We start from the raw sequence: 19,513 nt of genomic DNA, 5'->3' as shown, positions 1-19,513 counted from the left end.
AAGGAGGCTTAAATGTCAGATAAAAAAATAATTTTCAGCGGAATACAACCTTCGGGAAAAATAACACTTGGAAACTACCTTGGAGCTCTTTCAAACTGGGTTGAGCTTCAGGATGAATATCAGAATTATTACTGTATAGTAGACATGCACGCGATTACGGTGCCTCAGGTTCCAAAAGATCTGAGAGAAAATACGCTTCTGCTTCTGTCTCAGTATCTTGCGGCAGGGATAGATCCTGAAAAGAGCACTGTGTTCATTCAGTCTCATGTGCCACAGCATGTGGAGCTTTCATGGGTCCTTCAGACTATGACCTATATGGGAGAGCTTGGAAGAATGACGCAGTACAAGGATAAATCAGCAAAGGGCGGAGAAAATCTCAATTCGGCTCTGTTCACATATCCGGTGCTTATGGCCTCTGACATACTTCTCTACTCAACAGACCTTGTTCCTGTAGGAGAGGATCAGAAGCAGCATCTGGAGCTCTCCAGAGACCTTGCTCAGAGATTCAATAACAGATACTCTGATACATTCAAGATACCTGAGGTTTATACTCCAAAGGTAGGAGCAAGGATAATGAGCCTTCAGGATCCGACAAAGAAGATGAGCAAGTCAGACGAGAATGAAAACGGGTATATAAGTCTCATGGACAGCCATGATGTAATAATAAAGAAAGTTAAGAGAGCCGTGACGGATTCTATAGGCGAGGTAAACTACTCTCAGGACCAGCCTGGCATAAAGAACCTGCTTGAGATATGTTCAAAATTCGAAAACGCTTCTCCTCAGGAAATTGCGCTCAGATATCAGGGAAAAGGCTATGGCGAGTTCAAAAGTGATGCCGCAGAAATAATAGCGGAAGGCCTCAGACCTGTAAGAGAAAAAGCACTTGAATACCTGGGCGACAAGACCTATCTTGAGGGCATATATTCAGAGGGAGCGCAGAAGGCAGAAGCCGTAGCTTCAAAAATGCTGAGCAAGGTATACAGGAAGATAGGATTCATACCAAAAAAACGAATATAGTCAGGAGACACAATATATATGATATATATATTAATAGCTTTACTGCTTCTAATACTTGATCAGCTTACAAAGCTCTGGTCAAGGAATGTACTGGCATTCAGTGGGAGCATTCCTGTAATACCGGATTTTTTCCATCTTACATATGTGGAAAATCGAGGAGCAGCATTTGGCATACTTTCAGGAAAGACCACTCTTTTCCTGGCGGTCACAGTTCTGGCGATAGTGCTTCTTGTGGGCTATGCCAGATCTCAGAGAAATAACAGCCGTGCTGGGTTTTTAAACATCCTGGTGACACTTATAATTGCCGGGGCTGTAGGAAATCTCATAGACAGATCCGTATACGGGTTTGTGACAGACATGATAGACTTCAGAGGCCTCTGGAAATTTGTATTTAATGTTGCAGACTGTTATGTGGTCTGCGGGACTGCAGCTTTGATTTTCTATATATTGAAATTTGATAACGATAAGTAAGAATCAAAAAAGGATAGAATCATATGAAGAAGATACTTGTAACAGGTGGACTTGGCCAGATTGGCACGGAACTTATAATGACGCTCAGAGGCGTATACGGAAACGAAAATGTAATTGCGAGCTCAATAGAGCCCGACTGCCCTGATTTTATAAGAGAAACAGGCGTTTATGAATCTGTAGACGTTCTCGATGCAAAGAAGCTGGGAGAGGTATGCAGAAAGCATGACATAAATCAGATAGTGCATCTTGCAGCTATACTCTCTGCAGTAGGAGAGAGCAAGCCACAGCTTGCATATGACATCAACATGAACGGGCTCTTTAATGTACTTGAGGTTGCAAGAGAGACCGGATCAGGAGTATTCACGCCAAGCTCCATAGCTGCATTCGGGCCTTCAACTCCTAAAGACATGACCCCGCAGGATACGATTCAGAGACCGACCACCATGTACGGCGTAACAAAGGTTGCGGGAGAACTGCTTTGTGATTATTATCATCAGAGATATGGAGTAGACACAAGGGGAGTCAGATTTCCAGGACTGATTTCCTATAAAGCGCTTCCAGGCGGAGGAACCACTGACTATGCTGTGCATATATACTATGAGGCTATAAAAAACAGAAAATACACGTCATATATTGCACAGGGAACTAAGATGGACATGATGTATATGCCTGATGCAATAAAATCCATTCTTGATCTTATGGAAGCGGATCCATCAAAGCTCATACACAGAAACGCATTCAATATAGCGGCAATGAGCTTTGCACCCGAAGATCTTGCAGCAGAGATCATGAAGCATATCCCGGATTTCAGGCTTGACTATGCTGTTGATCCTGTAAGGCAGGAAATAGCAGACTCATGGCCAAATTCGCTAGATGACAGCGCAGCCCGTGCAGAATGGGTATGGAAGCCGGAATATGACATAGCGAAGATGACAGCTGACATGCTTGAAAAGCTCGCGGAAAAACTTGGAAAATCATATAAATAAAAAACTTTAAATATATTTACTAATGACATAACATTTAATTCCAGCATATTATACTGCTGGAATTATTGTTTTTTATATTTCATTAATATGGTATAATAATTATAAATATTAGAAAAAAGGTGTAAACGATGAAATGGACTGAAGTACTGATAAAAGTAGACCCTCAGGCAGTGGAAGCTGTGACTGATATATTATATGGACTGGGAGCACAGGGCGTTGCCATAGATGAGCCCGTCGATGTAGAGAGGCTCAGAGAGGATGAACTCTACTGGGATTATATAGACGAAAAGCTTCTGGAGAACGACACAGAAGAAACCAAGATAATGGCGTATTTTTCTGAGGAGGAAACCAATCTTCCCGAAAAAATAGCCGTAATAAGGGAGAAAATAAGGAACCTTACGGAGTTTGGCCTTAGCATTGGAAGTGGAACCGTAGAACTGAGCAATGTAAACCAGGAAGACTGGGAATCGGCATGGAAGCAGTATTTCAAGCCTGTACATGTCACTGACAGGATAGTAGTAAAACCGGAATGGGAAGAGTATAGTCCGCAAGAAGGTGAAATCGTTATAGAGATAGATCCTGGTATGGCCTTTGGAACCGGTACCCATGAGACTACCAGCATGTGCATAAACCAGATAGAAAAAAATCTAAAATCGGGAGACACGGTTATAGATATCGGAAGCGGAAGCGGAATACTTTCTATGGCCGCAGTGCTTCTTGGCGCGCAAAGAGCCACAGGAGTGGATCTGGACCCCGTAGCGGTAAGGGTCGCGCTTGAGAATGTAGAGCTGAACAATCTTCAGGACAAAATAGAGATACTTCATGGAAACCTTACCGATGTAATCAGAGAAAAGGCAGATATAGTAGTGGCTAACATAATGGCTGATATAATACTGATACTTCTCGAAGATGTAAGAGCGTTCATAAAAGATGACGGACTGTTCATTTCTTCAGGAATAATACAGGAAAAGCGGGCAGCGGTAGAAGCAAGGCTGCTTGAGAAAAACTTCAGGATAGTAGAAGTTGAGACAAAGGGAGAATGGTGTGCGATAACTGCACAGAAAAAGAGCTAATTGCAGGGAGGTATATCTTGGACAGATTTTTTGCAGACAGATGTATTGAGGACAGAGCATATATCACGGATACAGATGAAATAAAGCATATAACAAAGGTTATGAGGCTAAGAGCCGGAGAACGGGTTGAGATAATTGCGGGGCCGGATAAGGAATACCTGGCCGAGATAAAGGAAATATCAAAAGCCGAAATCGAGCTTGCTATAATCGAAGAAATAAAAAAGAAACGTGAGCTTGACTGCAGGATAACCATATATCAGGGAATACCAAAGGGCCAGAAGATGGAGCTCATAATTCAGAAAGCCACAGAGCTTGGAGTTTACCGCATAGTCCCCTGCGATCTGAAACGATGCGTCAGCAGCATATCTGAAAAAGAAGACAAAAAGATAGCAAGATGGCAGAAGATAGCGCATGAAGCTTCCAAGCAGGCTAAGAGACTTTCGGTGCCTGCTATTGAAAATACCATGGAGATAGACGAGATAATTGAGGACATGAAATCCAATCAGATAAATATACTGTTCTATGAATCAGAAGACAATCTGATGCTTAAGGACTGCCTGAGAAGAATCACCAGCTCAGGACAGAAAACAGTTTCTGCAGGAATAATAATAGGGCCGGAGGGTGGCCTCGAAGAGTGCGAGCGCGCTGCGCTTTGTGAGGCAGGCGCAGAATCAGTAAGCCTTGGAGACCGCATTCTGAGGACTGAAACAGCAGCAATATATGGAGCTGCCGTGCTGGCTTATGAGTTTGAATAAGGAGATTTAAAATGCTATATAGAAATTATTCTGAATATCTTCAAAAGAAATACAAGGAAAAAGTTTACAGGATACCTATAAATGTTCCAGTTTCATGTCCAAACAGGGATGGAGAAGTAGGCTACAGCGGATGCACATTCTGTGGTGAATCCGGAGCTGGATTCGAGAGCCTTTCAAATGCTATATCAGTAGAGGATCAGCTTGAGAAAAATATCGAGTATATAGGGAAAAAATACAATTCTTCAAAATTTATCGCATATTTTCAGAACTATACAAACACGTACCTTCCGTTTGATGAATTCGAAAGCATGATCATGAAATCACTGCGCGACGATGTCGTAGGGATATCAGTTTCTACGCGCCCGGATTCGGTAAACGACAGGCATCTTGAATATCTTTCCAGGATACAGGAGACATATCAGAAAGACATCTCTATAGAACTTGGACTTCAGACTGTAAATTATAGGACTCTGATGAAAATAAACAGAGGGCATACGCTTGCAGAATTCATTGATGCTGTAAACAGAATCAGAAAATATGATTTCGAGATAGTAGCTCATGTGATACTGGATCTGCCTTATGACGATATGGATGATGTGATAGAGACTGCCAAGATAATAAGTGCGCTCGGCATAAATTCAGTAAAGATACATTCTCTTTATATAGTTAAGGAAACAGAGATGGCCAGACAGTACACGGACGGAGAAATAAAAATCGGTACGGTAGATGACTATGTGAAGCGAACGGCGACTTTCCTTGCTTATCTGAGCAAAGACATAGTAATACAGAGGCTGGTAGGCAGAGCTCCGGAAGAAGACACTCTATTCTGCAACTATGGAATGTCGTGGTGGAAGATAAAGGAAGAGATTGAGAAATATATGGAAGATAACGGACTCTATCAGGGTATATACTGTGATTACCTCAATGGAAAGGCCGTAAGGAAATTTCTTTAGAAATCAAAAAAAACATGAAATCCTGAATGGGTTTCATGTTTTTTCAAATGGTTAAATATGTCATAATTACAGCAGAGTCACGAGTTTTTCGGCCAGATTGTTTATATTGCCGGCGCCCATGGTCAGGACGATATCATCAGATTTCAGATTCTCAAGCAGAAACTTTATTATATCGTCAAAATTGCCTATATAATGAACATTGTCCCTGTGCAGCTTTATTCTTTCGGCCAGGTCTCTTGAATGGATTAGTCCGGTATCCTTCTCTCTTGAAGCATAAATATCCGCCAGAATTATGTGGTCGCAGTTTTCAAAGCTCGCCGCGAATTCATCAAGAAGCAGATGGGTCCTTGAAAATGTATGTGGCTGAAAAACTGCGAAGAGCCTTTTTTTGAAAAGGGGCTTTGCTGCAGAAAGCGTGGCTTTTATTTCAGACGGATGATGTGCATAGTCATCATATACCCTGATTCCGTTTTTTTCGCCCTTGTATTCAAATCTTCGGCCTACACCTGTATATGAATATATTCCTTCTCTGATTATTTCTTTATCAATTCCATCCAGGTATGAACACAGTATTGCAGCTGCTGAGTTGAGCACATTATGTCTTCCGTGAGTCTGTATGGTGAATTTTCCCAGATCATCTTTGCCGGATACCATGCAGAATGAGCTGAAGTCATTATGAAGGTCTATGTCTTTGATCACAAAGTGATTGTCAGGATATGTTCCAAAATATACCACATTGTCAAATCTTGCAAGAGCCTTTCTTACACATGGGTCATCTCCGTTTGCAATTATTTTTCCACCTGGCTTCGTATTTGATGCGAATCTTCCAAATGAATCGATTATGTGGTCGATGTCCCTGAAATAGTCAAGGTGGTCGGCCTCGATATTAAGTATGATCTCATATTTCGGATAAAGGGAAAGAAAGCTGTCGACATATTCACATGCTTCGGTTATGAAGTAGCTGCCGGATCCGATCCTTACATTTCCGCTTATGCCGGGAAGATTTCCACCCACAAGTATTGTGGGATCTTTTTCGGCATAGTTATATATAGTTGAAATCATAGATGTAGTTGATGTCTTTCCATGAGTGCCGGATATGGCAATGGAGCTCTCATATTTTCTCATAATGGATCCAAGAAACTCAGCCCTGTCTATAGTGCGTATATTAAGGTTTCTTGATGCTACAAGCTCTTCGTTTTCAGAGCTTATAGCTGCTGTGTACACTACAAGATCAAAGGAAGGATCTATGTTAGCCGAAGACTGCCCTATAGAGATTCTTGCACCCATTTTTTCAAGCTTTTCAGTCATATGACTGGAAGCACTGTCTGACCCGCTGACTAAGTATCCCAGATTCAGACATATGACAGCTAGTCCGCTCATGCTTATTCCGCCAATACCAATAAAATGTACCTTCATTATAAACTCCTTGATTTTAATTATTTTACAAATTTCACTTGATAATTATATCATATGTATAAAAAAGAGTATAGTTTGATTTAATAAAAGAGAAGATGGCATTACGCCATCTTCCTGTTCAGATATATTGATATCCTTTATTTTGATTTATACAACTTCCTTTGTTCCTATTTCAGGTATTGGAGTTGTGTCAACTGCATCCAGGTTGTTGTCCCATAGGTATTTCTTTGTTTCGGAAACGATAACCGGAGCAAGAAGTATAAGACAAACAAGGTTTGGTATAGCCATCATAGCGTTGAATGTATCTGAAAGGTCCCATACGAATGCGTTTGCACTTACTGAACCAACCATTACTATTGCAACATATACAAATCTGTAGTATTTTGCAAGTTTCTTTCCAAACAGATATTCAAAAGCTTTCTCGCCGTAGTATGACCATCCAAGTATTGTAGAGAATGCGAATGTAACAAGACCGATTGCAAGTATAAATGGACCAACGCCTTTGATCTGTCCAAATGCAGCAGATGTAAGTGCAGCACCTGTAAGTCCGCCGAGTGCGTCAGGGAATTTAAGTATACTTGTAACAAGAACTAGACCTGTCATAAGACAAACAACTATAGTATCCCAGAAAACGCCTGTCATAGAAACAAGAGCCTGTCTTACAGGGTTTTTAGTCTGAGCAGCAGCAGCAGCTATAGGAGCAGATCCAAGACCGGCTTCGTTTGAGAAAAGTCCTCTTGCGATACCGTATCTCATAGCAAGCATTACTGTAGAACCGGCAAATCCTCCAGCAGCAGCCTGAGGTGTGAAGGCTGCAGCAAATATTGTTGCAAATGCCTGAGGAATAAGTGCAGCGTTTATTACGAGGATAACGGCACATCCGACTATGTAGAACAGTGCCATGAAAGGAACAAGTGCCTCGCAAACCTTAGCTATAGACTGTACTCCACCAAGTATAACTACAGCAGAAGCGATAGTGATGATAACTCCTGATATAACCGGATTGAATCCGAATGATGCTTCAAGCATCGAAGTTATTGAGTTTGCCTGAGTCATGTTTCCTATACCGAATGACGCTACAACTGTGAATATTGCAAAAAGCACTCCCAGCCACTTCATGTTAAGTCCTCTTTCAAGGGCATACATTGGTCCGCCGAGCATAGTTCCGTCTGAAGTCTTAACTCTGTATTTAACAGCAAGAAGACCTTCTGAATATTTTGTAGCTATACCGAAAAGTCCGGTAAGCCATGTCCATAGTACCGCTCCAGGTCCACCTATTGAAACTGCAGTAGCAACCCCAACGATGTTACCTGTTCCGATTGTTGCAGCAAGAGCTGTTGCAAGAGCACCGAACTGGCTGATGTCTCCAGCGCCTGAGTCGTCCTTGGTTACAGACAGCTTGATTGCCTTGAAAACGTACTTCTGAATAAACTTAAGTCTGAATGTGAGGTACAAGTGAGTTCCAAACAACAGAATAAGCATTGGGGGACCCCATACAATACCGTTAAGCCATAAAATAGCACCATGTAATGCTTCCATATAATAATTCCTCCTTTAAAAATATATTTATAAATTCGATAAGAATTTATTTAAATTGATTATATCATGACATAATTTGCTATGCAATCGAAAATGTTCATAATTCAGAAAATTCAATCTTGTGAAAAAATAAACGTCGAAAATTTCATAATGGGTAATTTTATAGGAAAAAATTGATTAATAAAAATTGAATTTTAACACAAAAATTAAGAAATAAAGATTTTATGATGATTAAATCGGCATAGTATAATTACCTGAAAAGGAATAATATTTTTTTGATGAATGTACATTATATATGTTATAATATAGGGTAGATTATTGTGCAGATCATTTAAAAATTAGATAAAGGAAGTGTATTGATGAATTTCAGAGATTTTAAGATTGACGATAGATATGCGGAGGTACTGGAGAAGAACTATATCCATACGCCTACGAAGATCCAGGAGAAGGCCATACCTCTCATCCTTGCAAAGCGGGACCTGATAGGTAAGGCACAGACAGGCACAGGCAAGACTCTTGCGTTCCTGCTTCCAGTGTTCAACCTCATAGACAGCGGCAACAGACATACTCAGGCGCTTGTAATAGTTCCGACAAGGGAGCTGGCAGATCAGATAACCGAAGTCTGCAGGATACTTTCGGAGCCGTTTGACATAGGCGTGGTTTCAGTTTTTGGCGGACATAATATAGAGTCCCAGATATCAAGGCTTAGAAACAAGGTGCAGATAGTAGTTGGCACTCCGGGAAGGATACTTGATCACCTCAGAAGAGGAACCATAAATTTCAAGTATCTTAAGCACATGGTTATAGACGAGGCGGATCAGATGCTTGCGTACGGTTTCATGGAGGATCTTGAGCTCCTGAGCTCGAAGATTCCTGAGAACATACAGATAATGATGTTTTCAGCCACAATGCCGGAGAACATTCAGCATCTTGCAAGAAGGATAATGAATAATCCCGTAACTATCGAGATAGATCCGGAAGTAATCGTGCTGGACCAGATAAAGCAGCTTGTCATAAAGACGACAGAGGAGAGAAGGCTGGACAGCCTAATAATGGCTCTTGATATATACAATCCGTTCATGGCCATGATATTCGCAAGATCAAAGCAGAGGGCAAAGGAGCTCTACGATGCCATGATCGAAAAAGGCATAACCGATGTCGAGGTACTTCACGGAGAGCTCAGCCAGAACAAGAGAGAGCAGATACTGAAGAAATTCAGGAGCCTCAAGCTTCCATATCTCATTGCCACGGACATAGCGGCAAGAGGAATGGACATAGAGGGCGTCACTCATGTCTTCAACTATGATACGCCAAGAGACACTGAGTATTATATACACAGAGTAGGAAGAACCGGAAGGCAGAAGGAAGACGGCGTTGCAGTAACGCTTGTGGATGAGAACGATGAAAAATACCTTTCAAAAATAGAAAAGGCAGTAAAGCTCAACATACCAAAGGTGTACGACAGAAGCGATTACGAGAGAGCAAAGCTGAATTTTGATGACATAAAAAACATGAGAGTCGAGCTTGCGAGAGAAAGAAAGTTCAAAAAAACCAGGACTGCTCCAAAACAGGACCCGGCTAAAAGAGCGAAGACAAGAAAGAAAAGAAAGTAAAATCATGAAAAGATTAGGATTTATTTCTAGTCTTTTTGCGTATGCCTTATTTTTAATCAGCACTGTGATTCAATTGCATAAAAATCAGAAAAGGACAAGTTTATGAAGAAAATCTTTACTTTGCTTACGATTATGTTGATGATTACAACCGTGGTTGGAGGTTGCGGAGTGCTCAAGACTCCGGAAGAGCTAATACAGCCTCCTGAACTCAATATCGAAAAGAAAAAGCTCAATGATGCGCTGCTAAATTATCTTCCTCAGAATGCGGACCTTATCGTGCTGCCCTATGTAAAAGGAATGAAGCAGGAAAGCTCCCTGATAAACAAGGATATAGACGGAGATGGAGAAAAAGAAGCTGTTGCGCTTTACAGAGACAAGAACACAAGGAAAATCGGCCTGATAGTCATGGATAAGGAAAATGACACATGGATGAGGAAAACCGACATAAAGCTTGACGTTTTTGAAGTGGCGGATTATAAGGTCATAGATACGAACAATGATGGACTTGATGAGATAATAATAGGATACTACGGAATCACGAACCCTTATAAGGAAGTGAACATATATGTTCAGGAGCAGAATACCCTCAGATCGATATTCAAGGAGAGATATCTCGCGCTTGATGTTCTGGACGCTGACGAGGACGGGCTCCAGGACATAGTAATATCGGATTTTGCGGATACGGAATATAACAACAGGGTTTCAATATTCAACGTATATGGAAACAATGCAGTAAAGATAAGCGAAATATCGTATCCGAAGGAAAATGAAGTTTACAGCATTTCATTTGGAAAAGTAAATGACAGGACTAAGGCATTTTTCGTGGACATGTATGTAAACCAGACATACGGCCAGACAGACGTAGTGGTCTACGAGGACCGCAAGCTGTTCAGCATAATCAGAGACAGCGATATAAAGGAAATAATACAGACATCTCCTATAAAGAGCGTGGATATAGACGATGACGGAATCACAGAGGTCGCAAAGATGCAGGTAATAGACAGATATGACCGTGAGAATTCCTCGGCAAACAACTTCGTGAAAAACTACTATAAGATAACCGAAAAGCTGGAGCTTGATCTGGTGTCTCAGGTATATGAAGATATCGACATGAACATCAACATAGCCTTCCCGCTGAGCTTCAAGAACAACTATTTCATAGAGAAGATTTCCGGAGAGGATCAGATATCTGTATACTTCTCGCCTCAGCAGGCAAAAAAAGAAGTACTTTTCATGGTGGTCAAAAAGGTGGAAAAAAGCCAGCTTGATTCGCTTCTCGGAGAATACCAGCTAATAACGGAGATGGGAAGCATGGCTGTGATCGCAAAAGTAATGGATGTGCCTGAAAATATGGAATATCCTGAGAGAACCCTTTATGACAGGATGAAATATGACGCCAGGGACCTCACCACAGTGATAAAACCAGCTAATTTATAATTGATTAATATTTTATATGCAGATAGAGAGGACGGGCATGAAGATACTGATTGTTGAAGATGAATATGCTATAAGAAGCTTTATTACGCTTAACTTCAAGAGAGAAGGCGCCCTCGGCTTCAAAAACGAGGCGTTCGAAGTTTTTGAGGCTGACAGCGGAGAGGAAGCCATACGAATTTTTGAAGAAAATGAAGATATAAGACTGGTGCTTCTTGACGTAATGCTTCCAGGGATAGACGGATTTGAGGTACTCAGATACCTCAGGGAAAAGAGCGATGAGATAGGAATAATAATGCTGACGGCAAGGACTCATGAGCAGGACAAGGTAATGGGTCTGGAATATGGAGCAGATGACTATATCAGCAAGCCCTTCAGTCCGGCTGAGCTCATTGCGAGAGTACGCTCCCTTATAAGGAGGCTTTCTCTGGCAAATGGCGATGAGAATGAGAAATATATCAAGAGCGGAATATTCAAGATAGACATGGAGGACAGGAAATTCTTCAGAAACAAGGAAGAAATCGAGCTCACTCCAAAAGAATTTGAGATTCTTGAGCTTTTCATGAAAAATAAAGGAAAATCTCTTTCGAGGGATCATATTCTCAATGAAATATGGGGCAGAAACTATTTTGGAGACCTCAAGGTAGTTGACGTGAATATGAGAAGGATTCGAAAGAAAATAGAAGAAGACCCGGCTAATCCTTCATATCTGAAGACAGTGTGGGGATTTGGATACAGGTGGGAAGAGGATGAAAACTAGCAAGTTAAGAATTAAAAACCTGATAAGTGACATGAGCTTCAAAAACTCCATCAGAAACAGGATAGTCCTGAGCTTTGGAGCCATAGTAGCGCTCACGATAGCAATGATTGAGATGGCGTTCATCGTGTTCGTGTCCAACTACTACTATGGCGGTGTTGAGCAGATACTCAAGGACAGGGTAATAGTCACATCAGAGTTTATAAACAATTACGCGGGCTATTCAAATGTGCAGGGAAAGGCAAGATTTCTTTTCGAGAATTTTCTTGGAGAATCCGACAAAAAGTTCCTTGTGCAGGTGCTTGATAAAAACGGATACGTAATAATGGATTCTTACGGGTTTTCGGACCTGAGAGAGATAGACACATCCGACGTAAAGGCTGCATTTGACAACAGGCTTGAGCCGTATATAGACTCTGACAGCGATACCGGCGAAAAAATGATGTCCATATCGCGGCCGCTGATGAAATACGGGATGATCGACGGAGCTGTAAGGTATACAGTATCCATGGAGAAGATCGATGCAGTCATACAGAGATATGTAATTGCAAGCCTCTCTGTATCTGCCGTAATTTTGGTGTTTCTCGTAGTGATGGCAGTGCTTATAGCAAAGTCAGTCGTAAACCCTATACACAAGCTTACCGCCGTGGCAAGAGAAATGGCCGACGGAGATTTTGAGATCAGAGCGGAAAAATATTACGAGGATGAAATTGGAGAACTCGCAGATACACTAAACTATATGGCTGAGGAGATTACCAAGACCGAAAATGTCAAGAAGGATTTCATATCATCGATTTCGCACGAGCTCAGGACGCCTCTGACATCAATCAAAGGATGGGGAGAGACTCTGCTTCTTGGAAGCGTAGAGCCTGACTCAGATGCAGAAATAGGCCTGAGGATAATATGCAGCGAGGCAGAGCGGCTCAAGGACATAGTAGAAGAGCTGCTTGATTTCTCCCGCCTTGAATCCAGGACGATGAAGGTAAATAAACAGCTTATATCACCAAAAAGGCTTGTGAACAGCGTATACAGGCAGTTCCTTCCAAGAACCAAGGGGATAGATTTCACCTGCACCCTCATTGGAGAGGATACCATGGTGAACGGAGATGCCAACCGTCTGAGACAGGTATTTATAAATCTGCTCACAAACTCACTTAAGTTCATAGGAGAGAACGGAAGGATTGCGCTCACTGTAGAAGGTTTTGAAGATAATGTAAGGATAACGGTAGAAGACAATGGAATAGGAATCTCGGAGAAAAATCTCGAGAGAGTTAAAGAAAAATTCTTCAAGGAGAATGTGAACTCTCCCGGAAGCGGAATTGGCCTGGCACTTGTGGACGAGATACTCAAGCTTCACGATTCTACCATGCTCATAGACTCACAGCTTGGGGTGGGCACGGTCATAACTGTGATAATACCTGCAGCAGTCACTGCGGAGGATGAAGAGTAACAGGAAAATTTGGATTCAGGATTATATGTGAGAAGAGGAACTGATGATGAACAGTAAAAACGACTATAAGGATAAGATTCAGATGAGCGCAAAGAACAAAAAGATAATGACTGTGATCCTTGCCGTTATATTCATTGCATTTGCAGTAAGGATCGGAATAAATATGCTGAGCAGCAAGGATGAGGAAGTAGATAACTCTATCCCGGTATCTGTAATGACTGCAAAAGAAACGGGATTTGAAGAATATATTGAGATATTCGGAACTGCAAAACCGGAAAGAGAATCGGTGATAGTGCCAAAGATACCGGCAACTGTTGAAAAGATAAATGTAAAGCCAGGCCAGAGCGTAAAAAAAGGAGACGTGCTTTTTGTGATGAGTACAGAAGACATTGATTCACAGCTCAAGCAGGCTGAAGCAGGGTATGAGATTGCAGAAAACAACTCAAGAAATGCCTCGGGAGCAGCCTCGGAGCAGCAGCTTCAGCAGCTTAAGGCAGCGATGGAATCAGCAAGGATAAATTATGAAGATGCCAGAGTAAATTACGACAGGATTAAGACGCTTTATGAAAGCGGCGGAGTCAGCAAAAAAGATTTTGAGCAGATTGAAAACGGACTGGCGCTTCTGAAGACTCAGTATGAAACCGCAAAAAAGAGCCATGACTTGTATGTGCAGGAGATAAAGCCGATAAGCTCAAATATCGCCCAGGCGCAGCTAAAGCAGGCTGAGGCTGGATATGAGAGTGCAAAAAAACAGCATGACGACATGATAGTAAGAGCCGACATAGATGGAGAGATTGGCGTAAGCAAGGTCGAGGTAGGAAAGATAGCTGGAGCACAGGGAATAGCTATGACTGTAGTAGACTACAGAAAGATAGTTCTTGATCTTTGGGTCACAGAAGAAAACGTTGCAAGTATAAGCGAGAATTCAGTATGCAAGGTTAAGTTCGATGTACTGCCAGAGAGGGAATTCAATGCCAGAATCGAAGGGGTAGGAGCTTCGGTAGATCCTGCGAGCGGTCTTTATCAGGTAAAACTTTCTGTGGATAACAGCAGCACATTGATAAAGCCCGGCATGTATGCAAGCATAAAGATATTTGACAAAGCAATTGATAATGCAATAACGCTACCTATAGATACTGTAATAAGGGATGGCGAAGAAAGCTATGTGTTTGTTCTGGGCAGTGACGGCAAGGCAAGCAAAAGAAAGGTCACATCAGGTGCAGACAACGGTGAAGTCCTTGTTATATCAACAGGACTTAAAGTGGGAGAGCAAGTTATTTTCAGGGGACAGGATTATCTTGACGACGGAGATTCAGTGAGAGTAGTGACTGAATAGGAAGGAGCAGCAATGAATTTAACCAAGTTCTCTATCAGGAGGCCGGTAACGGTCTTCATGTCGATAGTTATAATAATTCTGTTTGGAGCAGTTTCACTTTCAAAACTGCCGCTTGACCTGCTTCCAAACTTTGGACTGACATATGCCGCAGTAATGACTCAGTACAGCGGCTCTGGTCCTTATGAAGTAGAAAATATGGTTACAAAGCCGCTTGAAGATGCCATAGGGTCTGTGAGCAATCTCAAGAACATAACATCACAGTCTCAGGATGGCAGCTCGGTTATAATGGTCGAGTTTGAAGACGGCACCGACATGGATTTTGCCACTCTTCAGATGAGAGAGAAGATAGATATGGTCAAGGGCTTCCTTCCTGAAGGAGTGTCTGATCCCATGGTGCTGAAATTTGACCCTTCTATGGCGCCCATACTGTATATAAGCGTCTCATCTGACATGCCTTCTGAAAAGCTGGGAAGCTTTGTGGATGACAATATAAAGCAGAAGATCGAAAGAGTAGCAGGAGTGGCCTCCGTATCTGTAGAGGGCAAGGATGAGAGAGAGATCCAGGTCGAGCTGATGCCGGAGAAGCTTATTGGATACGGCGTGAGCCAGAGCCAGATTGCAGGGATGCTTCAGGCTGAAAACAACAACATTCCAGGAGGAAAGACCTCCTATGGAGAAAAGGACATGATCATAAGGTCTGTCTCAAAATTCAGATCAGTAGATGATATCAGAAACCTTCCAATAAGCCTTCCTTCAGGAGCACAGATAAGGCTTTCTGATATTGCGCATGTAAACGAGACCTCAAAGGAAAAAACGGCAATCTCGAGGCTGAATGGAGAAGAATCCGTAATGATATCTGTACAGAAGCAGAGCACTGCAAATACCGTACAGGTAATCAACAATATAAAAAAAGAAATGAAAGAAATAACGGACGCAGAAGACCGCGTCGAGATGGTCATACTCTTTGACCAGGCGCAGTTCATAGAAATGGTCCTCAACACCGTGTTTTCGAATGCAGTATCAGGAGGACTTCTGGCGATAGCCATTCTCTGGCTTTTCCTCAAGAACTTCAAGATGGCTGTATCCATAGGCTCGGCAATCCCGATATCAGTAATCGCAACGCTCATACTCATATATTTTTCAGGGATAACCCTTAACATGATTTCGCTGGGAGGACTGGCGCTTGGAATAGGTATGCTTGTTGACAATGCGATAGTAGTGCTTGAGAATATATACAGATATCACACCATGGGATATGACAGATTTGATTCTGCGACAAAGGGAACTGCAGAGATAAGCTCTGCGGTAATAGCCTCCACTGCGACGAGCGTAGTAGTATTCCTTCCTATAATATTCCTCAGCGGATTTGCAGCAAAGATATTCAAGGAGCTTGCAATGACCGTGAGCTTTTCGCTTGCGACCTCGCTGGTGGTTTCGCTAACCGTAATACCTCTGCTCTGCTATATAATGCTTGGCATAGACAGCAAGAAAGAGGCTATGGGGCTTGGAAACCCGGACGGCTCAGTGAAATACAAATCAAATGTCATTACAAAAGCACTAGGAATGTTTGACATGGGATTCGCCTCCTTTACGGAGTTTTACAGACAGATACTTGAATATGCTGTGGATAACAGGAAGAAAGCAGTCGCGGCTGCCCTGATAATATTCACAGGCTCGCTCACTCTGATACCATTCATGGGGGCGGAATTCATACCTCAGGCAGACGAGGGTAAGATAGATATAGCGATAGAGATGCCAAAGGGTACCGGGCTGGAGGAAACAGACCGGGTAGTCAGAAAGGTAGAAAAATATCTGATGGGAAATCAGGACATAGACAAGATTTCCGCGGTAACCGGTGCAGCGTCCGGAATGGGAGTAAGCTCAGCGAACGCAGCAAGCATAACGGTTGTCCTTACTGACCAGAAGGAGAGAAAAAACAGCACCGCAGATGTCGCTGAGCAGATCAGGAGATTTGCGGCAGATATCGCAGGCTGTGACATAAACGTGACTCAGACCCAGTCGATGGGAATGGGAACCTCATCACAGGCAGGAGTTTCGCTCAATATTTATGGTGATGACATGGACAGGCTCAGAGAAATATCTGCAGATATAGAAAGAATAATGACCGGGGTTGAGGGTGTCAGAGGTATAAAAAGCAGCATCTCGGACGGATCTCCTGAGCTGCAGATAGAGGTTGACAAGGCAAAGGCAGCTTCCTATGGAATGACAGCAGCTCAGATAGCGACTGTCGTAAGAAATTCCGTAGACGGAACCGTGGCGACAGAGCTCAGCAGAGATGGCGAGGAAATCGATGTAAGGGTCAAGATAAAGGAAGGCTACTACAGGAATTCTGAAGACATAAAGAACATCTCCATACAGCTTATGAACGGCTCTTATGTTCCGCTTGGATCTCTGGCAGAAATATATATGGAAAAAGGGCCAAGCGTAATAACGAGAGAAAACAAGCAGCGAGCTATAACAATAACCGCTGAGGTATACGACAGAGACATCAAGACTGTGAATGAGGACGTTCAGAAAGCTCTGGACAGCTATGAGTTTCCTGAGGGATACAGATCCTCAACTGGAGGACAGTATGATATGATGATGGAATCCTTTGAATCTCTGGCTCTGATGCTTGTGCTTTCGATACTGCTCGTATATATCGTAATGGCAATGCAGTTTGAATCGCTGCTTTATCCTTTCATAATAATGTTCTCAATTCCTTTTGCGCTTTCGGGATCACTCATGCTGATATTCCTGACAGACAAGCCTATAAGCATAATCACGTTCATAGGGGTCATAGTCCTTGTCGGGATAGTAGTAAACAACAGTATAGTGCTTGTCGATTATATTAATACGCTCAGAGGCAGAGGAATAAATAAGAGAGAGGCGATAATCCAGTCCGGGCTTACAAGGCTCAAGCCAATCCTGATGACGGCGCTTACTACCATAATTGGACTTATACCGCTGTTCTTCAGCAGGGCACAGGGAGCAGAGATGCAGTCTTCGCTTTCAGCTGTTGTCATAGGAGGACTTACATTCTCTACAGTGCTCACACTTGTGATAGTGCCAGTCATGTACTATATACTGGATGACCTTCAGGAAAAAGTAAGAGGCAGACTGTTCAAATCAAATTCAAAAACCACAAGCCTTGAAGGTGAAAGGCTTTAAAATCATAATATAACGGAGGAAAAGTAATGAGTGATAAGGTAAAGGCATATATTGGGCTTACGAGTACGGCGATGTTCTGGGGCGCTTCCTTTGTCAGCATAAAAATCTGCATGGAAGTGTTCGGGCCTCTTTATCTGGCTTTCTACAGATATATTTTCACATCACTCATTATATTTTTCGTCCTGAAATTAATGAAGAAGCTTGAAAAAATAGACAGAAAGGATATCTTCAGGATGGCCGCCTCGGGCATAACCGGAGTAACAATGTACTTCGCATTCGAGAACAATGCGGTCCTTAAGATCAGCTCCAATGAGGCATCAATACTGATTGGGACGATTCCGATATTTTCGCTGATATTCAATAGATTTATCTATAAGAGCAGGATAACCCTGAGGAATTTCCTGAGCATTGCAGCTTCTATATTCGGCATATACCTGATAATTGGAGGCGCGAGTTTTTCGCTTAATGTTGTCGGATATATATTCATGATATTGGCAGCGGTTTCATGGTCCATGTACCAGTTCCTGGTAAAGCCTCTGTTTGAAAAATACAGTCACATGACAATAACGATGTATCAGAGTCTTTTTGGAGTGCTTGGATTCGTACCTTTTCTCAGACTTGATTACATGAATATGGACCAGATGGGGCCGGAGATTATGGCGCACTTCATATTCCTTACGCTGATATGCTCGGCGCTCTGTACCTATCTGTATCTCTATTCTCAGGAAATCCTGGGAATAAACATTGCATCAGTATTTTTAAATCTCATACCTGTATTTACATTCGTATTCAGTTTTGTTATCCTGAATGAAAAGCTTTCTCTCATACAGACGGTCGGCGCGCTGATAGTTATAGTAGCAGTGTCATGCGTAAAGGAAGAGATTGCAGATTCGGCACGAAAGCATGAAGAACCAGGGGAAATTAATGCGGCAAAGGGGTGTTTAGTTGAGTAGCAGAATAACAACAATAGTGGCGGTGCTCGTAGCCGTAAATCTCGTGTATGTCACATATTCTTTTTTTGTAAAGAAGAACTTCTATGAGAACATATTCATAACCACATCTGTCTTCATAGGAGCATTCATAATGAGGCCTATAAAAGCTTCATTTGCATTCAATGCCAAATACGGGTTTTCCATACTGGACCTGATATACTATGCGATAATCGGGTATCTTATTCTGGTTGCCGTGCTCAGGAACAACAACTTCTTTATGATAAACATGTCATGGGAAGCCTTCTACAAGCTTATAAAGGAAATTTTCAGAAAGAAAGGCATAGACACCTACTACCGGGTTCCTGTGATCTACATAAGTGGTTCAAAGGCGAAGATAGAGCTAAGGATGAACCTTTTTGCAAAAAACGTTATAATGGTAAAGTTTACAGGAGTCTCCTCGGTAATTGAGCTCAGTGAGCTAAAGAGGATGCTCAATGAAGAATTCAGAAATGGCTATGCAAAGCAATTCAAGAAATCGAGGTATTTTTACCTGTTTGTGAATATATTCATGACAGTGCTGATTTTACTTATGTACAGATAGCAGAGAAAA

Annotated in this window: 16 protein-coding genes; 14 read left to right on the top strand and 2 right to left on the bottom strand. The window is 42.2% G+C overall.

The genetic code is table 11. The annotated features are described in order from the left end of the window. Positions 1–12 precede the first annotated feature (12 nt). The 6 genes from trpS to mnmL all read left to right on the top strand — a co-directional run bounded on the left by trpS (position 13) and on the right by mnmL (position 5,255). Complete coding sequence (trpS, locus tag AC4PGZ_RS08430) at positions 13–1,017, top strand: tryptophan--tRNA ligase (protein WP_492158199.1); 1,005 nt, start codon at positions 13–15, stop codon at positions 1,015–1,017. 18 nt (positions 1,018–1,035) lie between these two features. Beyond that, a complete protein-coding gene (gene lspA / locus AC4PGZ_RS08425) occupies positions 1,036–1,488 on the top strand; it encodes a signal peptidase II (protein ID WP_492158198.1) in 453 nt (150 codons plus the stop codon). A 23-nt stretch (positions 1,489–1,511) separates the two neighbouring features. Then, positions 1,512–2,474: an L-threonine 3-dehydrogenase gene (locus AC4PGZ_RS08420; protein WP_492158197.1), complete on the top strand. Its 963-nt coding sequence runs from the start codon at positions 1,512–1,514 to the stop codon at positions 2,472–2,474. Positions 2,475–2,602: 128 nt separating this feature from the next. Beyond that, positions 2,603–3,547, top strand: a complete 945-nt coding sequence (gene prmA, locus AC4PGZ_RS08415; RefSeq protein WP_492158196.1) for a 50S ribosomal protein L11 methyltransferase — start codon at positions 2,603–2,605, stop codon at positions 3,545–3,547. Between the two features lie 17 nt (positions 3,548–3,564). Beyond that, positions 3,565–4,302 (top strand): RsmE family RNA methyltransferase, encoded by a 738-nt coding sequence (locus AC4PGZ_RS08410; RefSeq protein ID WP_492158195.1) that lies wholly within the window; start codon positions 3,565–3,567, stop codon positions 4,300–4,302. Between the two features lie 11 nt (positions 4,303–4,313). Beyond that, positions 4,314–5,255 carry a tRNA modification radical SAM protein MnmL/YtqA gene (gene mnmL, locus AC4PGZ_RS08405; RefSeq protein ID WP_492158194.1) on the top strand — a complete coding sequence of 314 codons (942 nt, stop codon included), beginning with the start codon at positions 4,314–4,316 and terminating at the stop codon, positions 5,253–5,255. A 66-nt stretch (positions 5,256–5,321) separates the two neighbouring features. On the opposite strand, the gene murC is transcribed toward mnmL, so the two are convergent. Beyond that, the gene (murC, locus tag AC4PGZ_RS08400; protein WP_492158193.1) at positions 5,322–6,671 is read right to left on the bottom strand and encodes a UDP-N-acetylmuramate--L-alanine ligase; all 1,350 of its coding nucleotides are present in this window, start codon (positions 6,669–6,671) and stop codon (positions 5,322–5,324) included. Between the two features lie 147 nt (positions 6,672–6,818). Then, positions 6,819–8,210 carry an alanine/glycine:cation symporter family protein gene (locus tag AC4PGZ_RS08395; protein ID WP_492158192.1) on the bottom strand — a complete coding sequence of 464 codons (1,392 nt, stop codon included), beginning with the start codon at positions 8,208–8,210 and terminating at the stop codon, positions 6,819–6,821. A 359-nt stretch (positions 8,211–8,569) separates the two neighbouring features. On the opposite strand from AC4PGZ_RS08395, the gene AC4PGZ_RS08390 reads away from it, so the two are divergent. The 8 genes from AC4PGZ_RS08390 to AC4PGZ_RS08355 all read left to right on the top strand — a co-directional run bounded on the left by AC4PGZ_RS08390 (position 8,570) and on the right by AC4PGZ_RS08355 (position 19,504). After that, complete coding sequence (locus tag AC4PGZ_RS08390; protein ID WP_492158191.1) at positions 8,570–9,823, top strand: DEAD/DEAH box helicase; 1,254 nt, start codon at positions 8,570–8,572, stop codon at positions 9,821–9,823. A gap of 102 nt (positions 9,824–9,925) precedes the next feature. After that, positions 9,926–11,260 (top strand): hypothetical protein, encoded by a 1,335-nt coding sequence (locus AC4PGZ_RS08385; protein ID WP_492158190.1) that lies wholly within the window; start codon positions 9,926–9,928, stop codon positions 11,258–11,260. 37 nt (positions 11,261–11,297) lie between these two features. Beyond that, positions 11,298–12,017 (top strand): response regulator transcription factor, encoded by a 720-nt coding sequence (locus tag AC4PGZ_RS08380; protein WP_492158189.1) that lies wholly within the window; start codon positions 11,298–11,300, stop codon positions 12,015–12,017. Beyond that, positions 12,007–13,464 carry a sensor histidine kinase gene (locus AC4PGZ_RS08375; protein WP_492158188.1) on the top strand — a complete coding sequence of 486 codons (1,458 nt, stop codon included), beginning with the start codon at positions 12,007–12,009 and terminating at the stop codon, positions 13,462–13,464. The genes AC4PGZ_RS08380 and AC4PGZ_RS08375 overlap by 11 nt, the downstream gene beginning before the upstream one ends. A 43-nt stretch (positions 13,465–13,507) precedes the next feature. Next, positions 13,508–14,800, top strand: coding sequence for an efflux RND transporter periplasmic adaptor subunit (locus AC4PGZ_RS08370; RefSeq protein WP_492158187.1), 1,293 nt, complete (start codon positions 13,508–13,510; stop codon positions 14,798–14,800). A gap of 12 nt (positions 14,801–14,812) precedes the next feature. After that, a complete protein-coding gene (locus AC4PGZ_RS08365) occupies positions 14,813–17,971 on the top strand; it encodes an efflux RND transporter permease subunit (protein ID WP_492158186.1) in 3,159 nt (1,052 codons plus the stop codon). A 26-nt stretch (positions 17,972–17,997) separates the two neighbouring features. Further along, positions 17,998–18,924: a DMT family transporter gene (locus AC4PGZ_RS08360; protein ID WP_492158185.1), complete on the top strand. Its 927-nt coding sequence runs from the start codon at positions 17,998–18,000 to the stop codon at positions 18,922–18,924. Beyond that, positions 18,917–19,504, top strand: coding sequence for a hypothetical protein (locus tag AC4PGZ_RS08355; protein ID WP_492158184.1), 588 nt, complete (start codon positions 18,917–18,919; stop codon positions 19,502–19,504). The genes AC4PGZ_RS08360 and AC4PGZ_RS08355 overlap by 8 nt, the downstream gene beginning before the upstream one ends. The last annotated feature ends 9 nt before the right edge of the window (positions 19,505–19,513 follow it).

This window comes from Proteocatella sp. QWL-06, from assembly GCF_058684135.1.
Note: the sequence above shows the minus strand (reverse complement) of the source record. Positions and strands in the feature narration are given on the sequence as shown.

What these genes read in the sequence shown, in the direction of transcription:
- AC4PGZ_RS08380 (WP_492158189.1), top strand. Translation starts at nt 11,298, where the DNA reads ATGAAGATACTGATTGTTGAAGATGAATATGCTATAAGAAGCTTTATT.
- murC (WP_492158193.1), bottom strand. Translation starts at nt 6,671, where the DNA reads ATGAAGGTACATTTTATTGGTATTGGCGGAATAAGCATGAGCGGACTA.
- AC4PGZ_RS08385 (WP_492158190.1), top strand. Translation starts at nt 9,926, where the DNA reads ATGAAGAAAATCTTTACTTTGCTTACGATTATGTTGATGATTACAACC.
- AC4PGZ_RS08375 (WP_492158188.1), top strand. Translation starts at nt 12,007, where the DNA reads ATGAAAACTAGCAAGTTAAGAATTAAAAACCTGATAAGTGACATGAGC.
- prmA (WP_492158196.1), top strand. Translation starts at nt 2,603, where the DNA reads ATGAAATGGACTGAAGTACTGATAAAAGTAGACCCTCAGGCAGTGGAA.
- AC4PGZ_RS08370 (WP_492158187.1), top strand. Translation starts at nt 13,508, where the DNA reads ATGATGAACAGTAAAAACGACTATAAGGATAAGATTCAGATGAGCGCA.
- mnmL (WP_492158194.1), top strand. Translation starts at nt 4,314, where the DNA reads ATGCTATATAGAAATTATTCTGAATATCTTCAAAAGAAATACAAGGAA.
- AC4PGZ_RS08360 (WP_492158185.1), top strand. Translation starts at nt 17,998, where the DNA reads ATGAGTGATAAGGTAAAGGCATATATTGGGCTTACGAGTACGGCGATG.
- AC4PGZ_RS08390 (WP_492158191.1), top strand. Translation starts at nt 8,570, where the DNA reads ATGAATTTCAGAGATTTTAAGATTGACGATAGATATGCGGAGGTACTG.
- lspA (WP_492158198.1), top strand. Translation starts at nt 1,036, where the DNA reads ATGATATATATATTAATAGCTTTACTGCTTCTAATACTTGATCAGCTT.
- AC4PGZ_RS08420 (WP_492158197.1), top strand. Translation starts at nt 1,512, where the DNA reads ATGAAGAAGATACTTGTAACAGGTGGACTTGGCCAGATTGGCACGGAA.
- AC4PGZ_RS08365 (WP_492158186.1), top strand. Translation starts at nt 14,813, where the DNA reads ATGAATTTAACCAAGTTCTCTATCAGGAGGCCGGTAACGGTCTTCATG.
- AC4PGZ_RS08395 (WP_492158192.1), bottom strand. Translation starts at nt 8,210, where the DNA reads ATGGAAGCATTACATGGTGCTATTTTATGGCTTAACGGTATTGTATGG.
- trpS (WP_492158199.1), top strand. Translation starts at nt 13, where the DNA reads ATGTCAGATAAAAAAATAATTTTCAGCGGAATACAACCTTCGGGAAAA.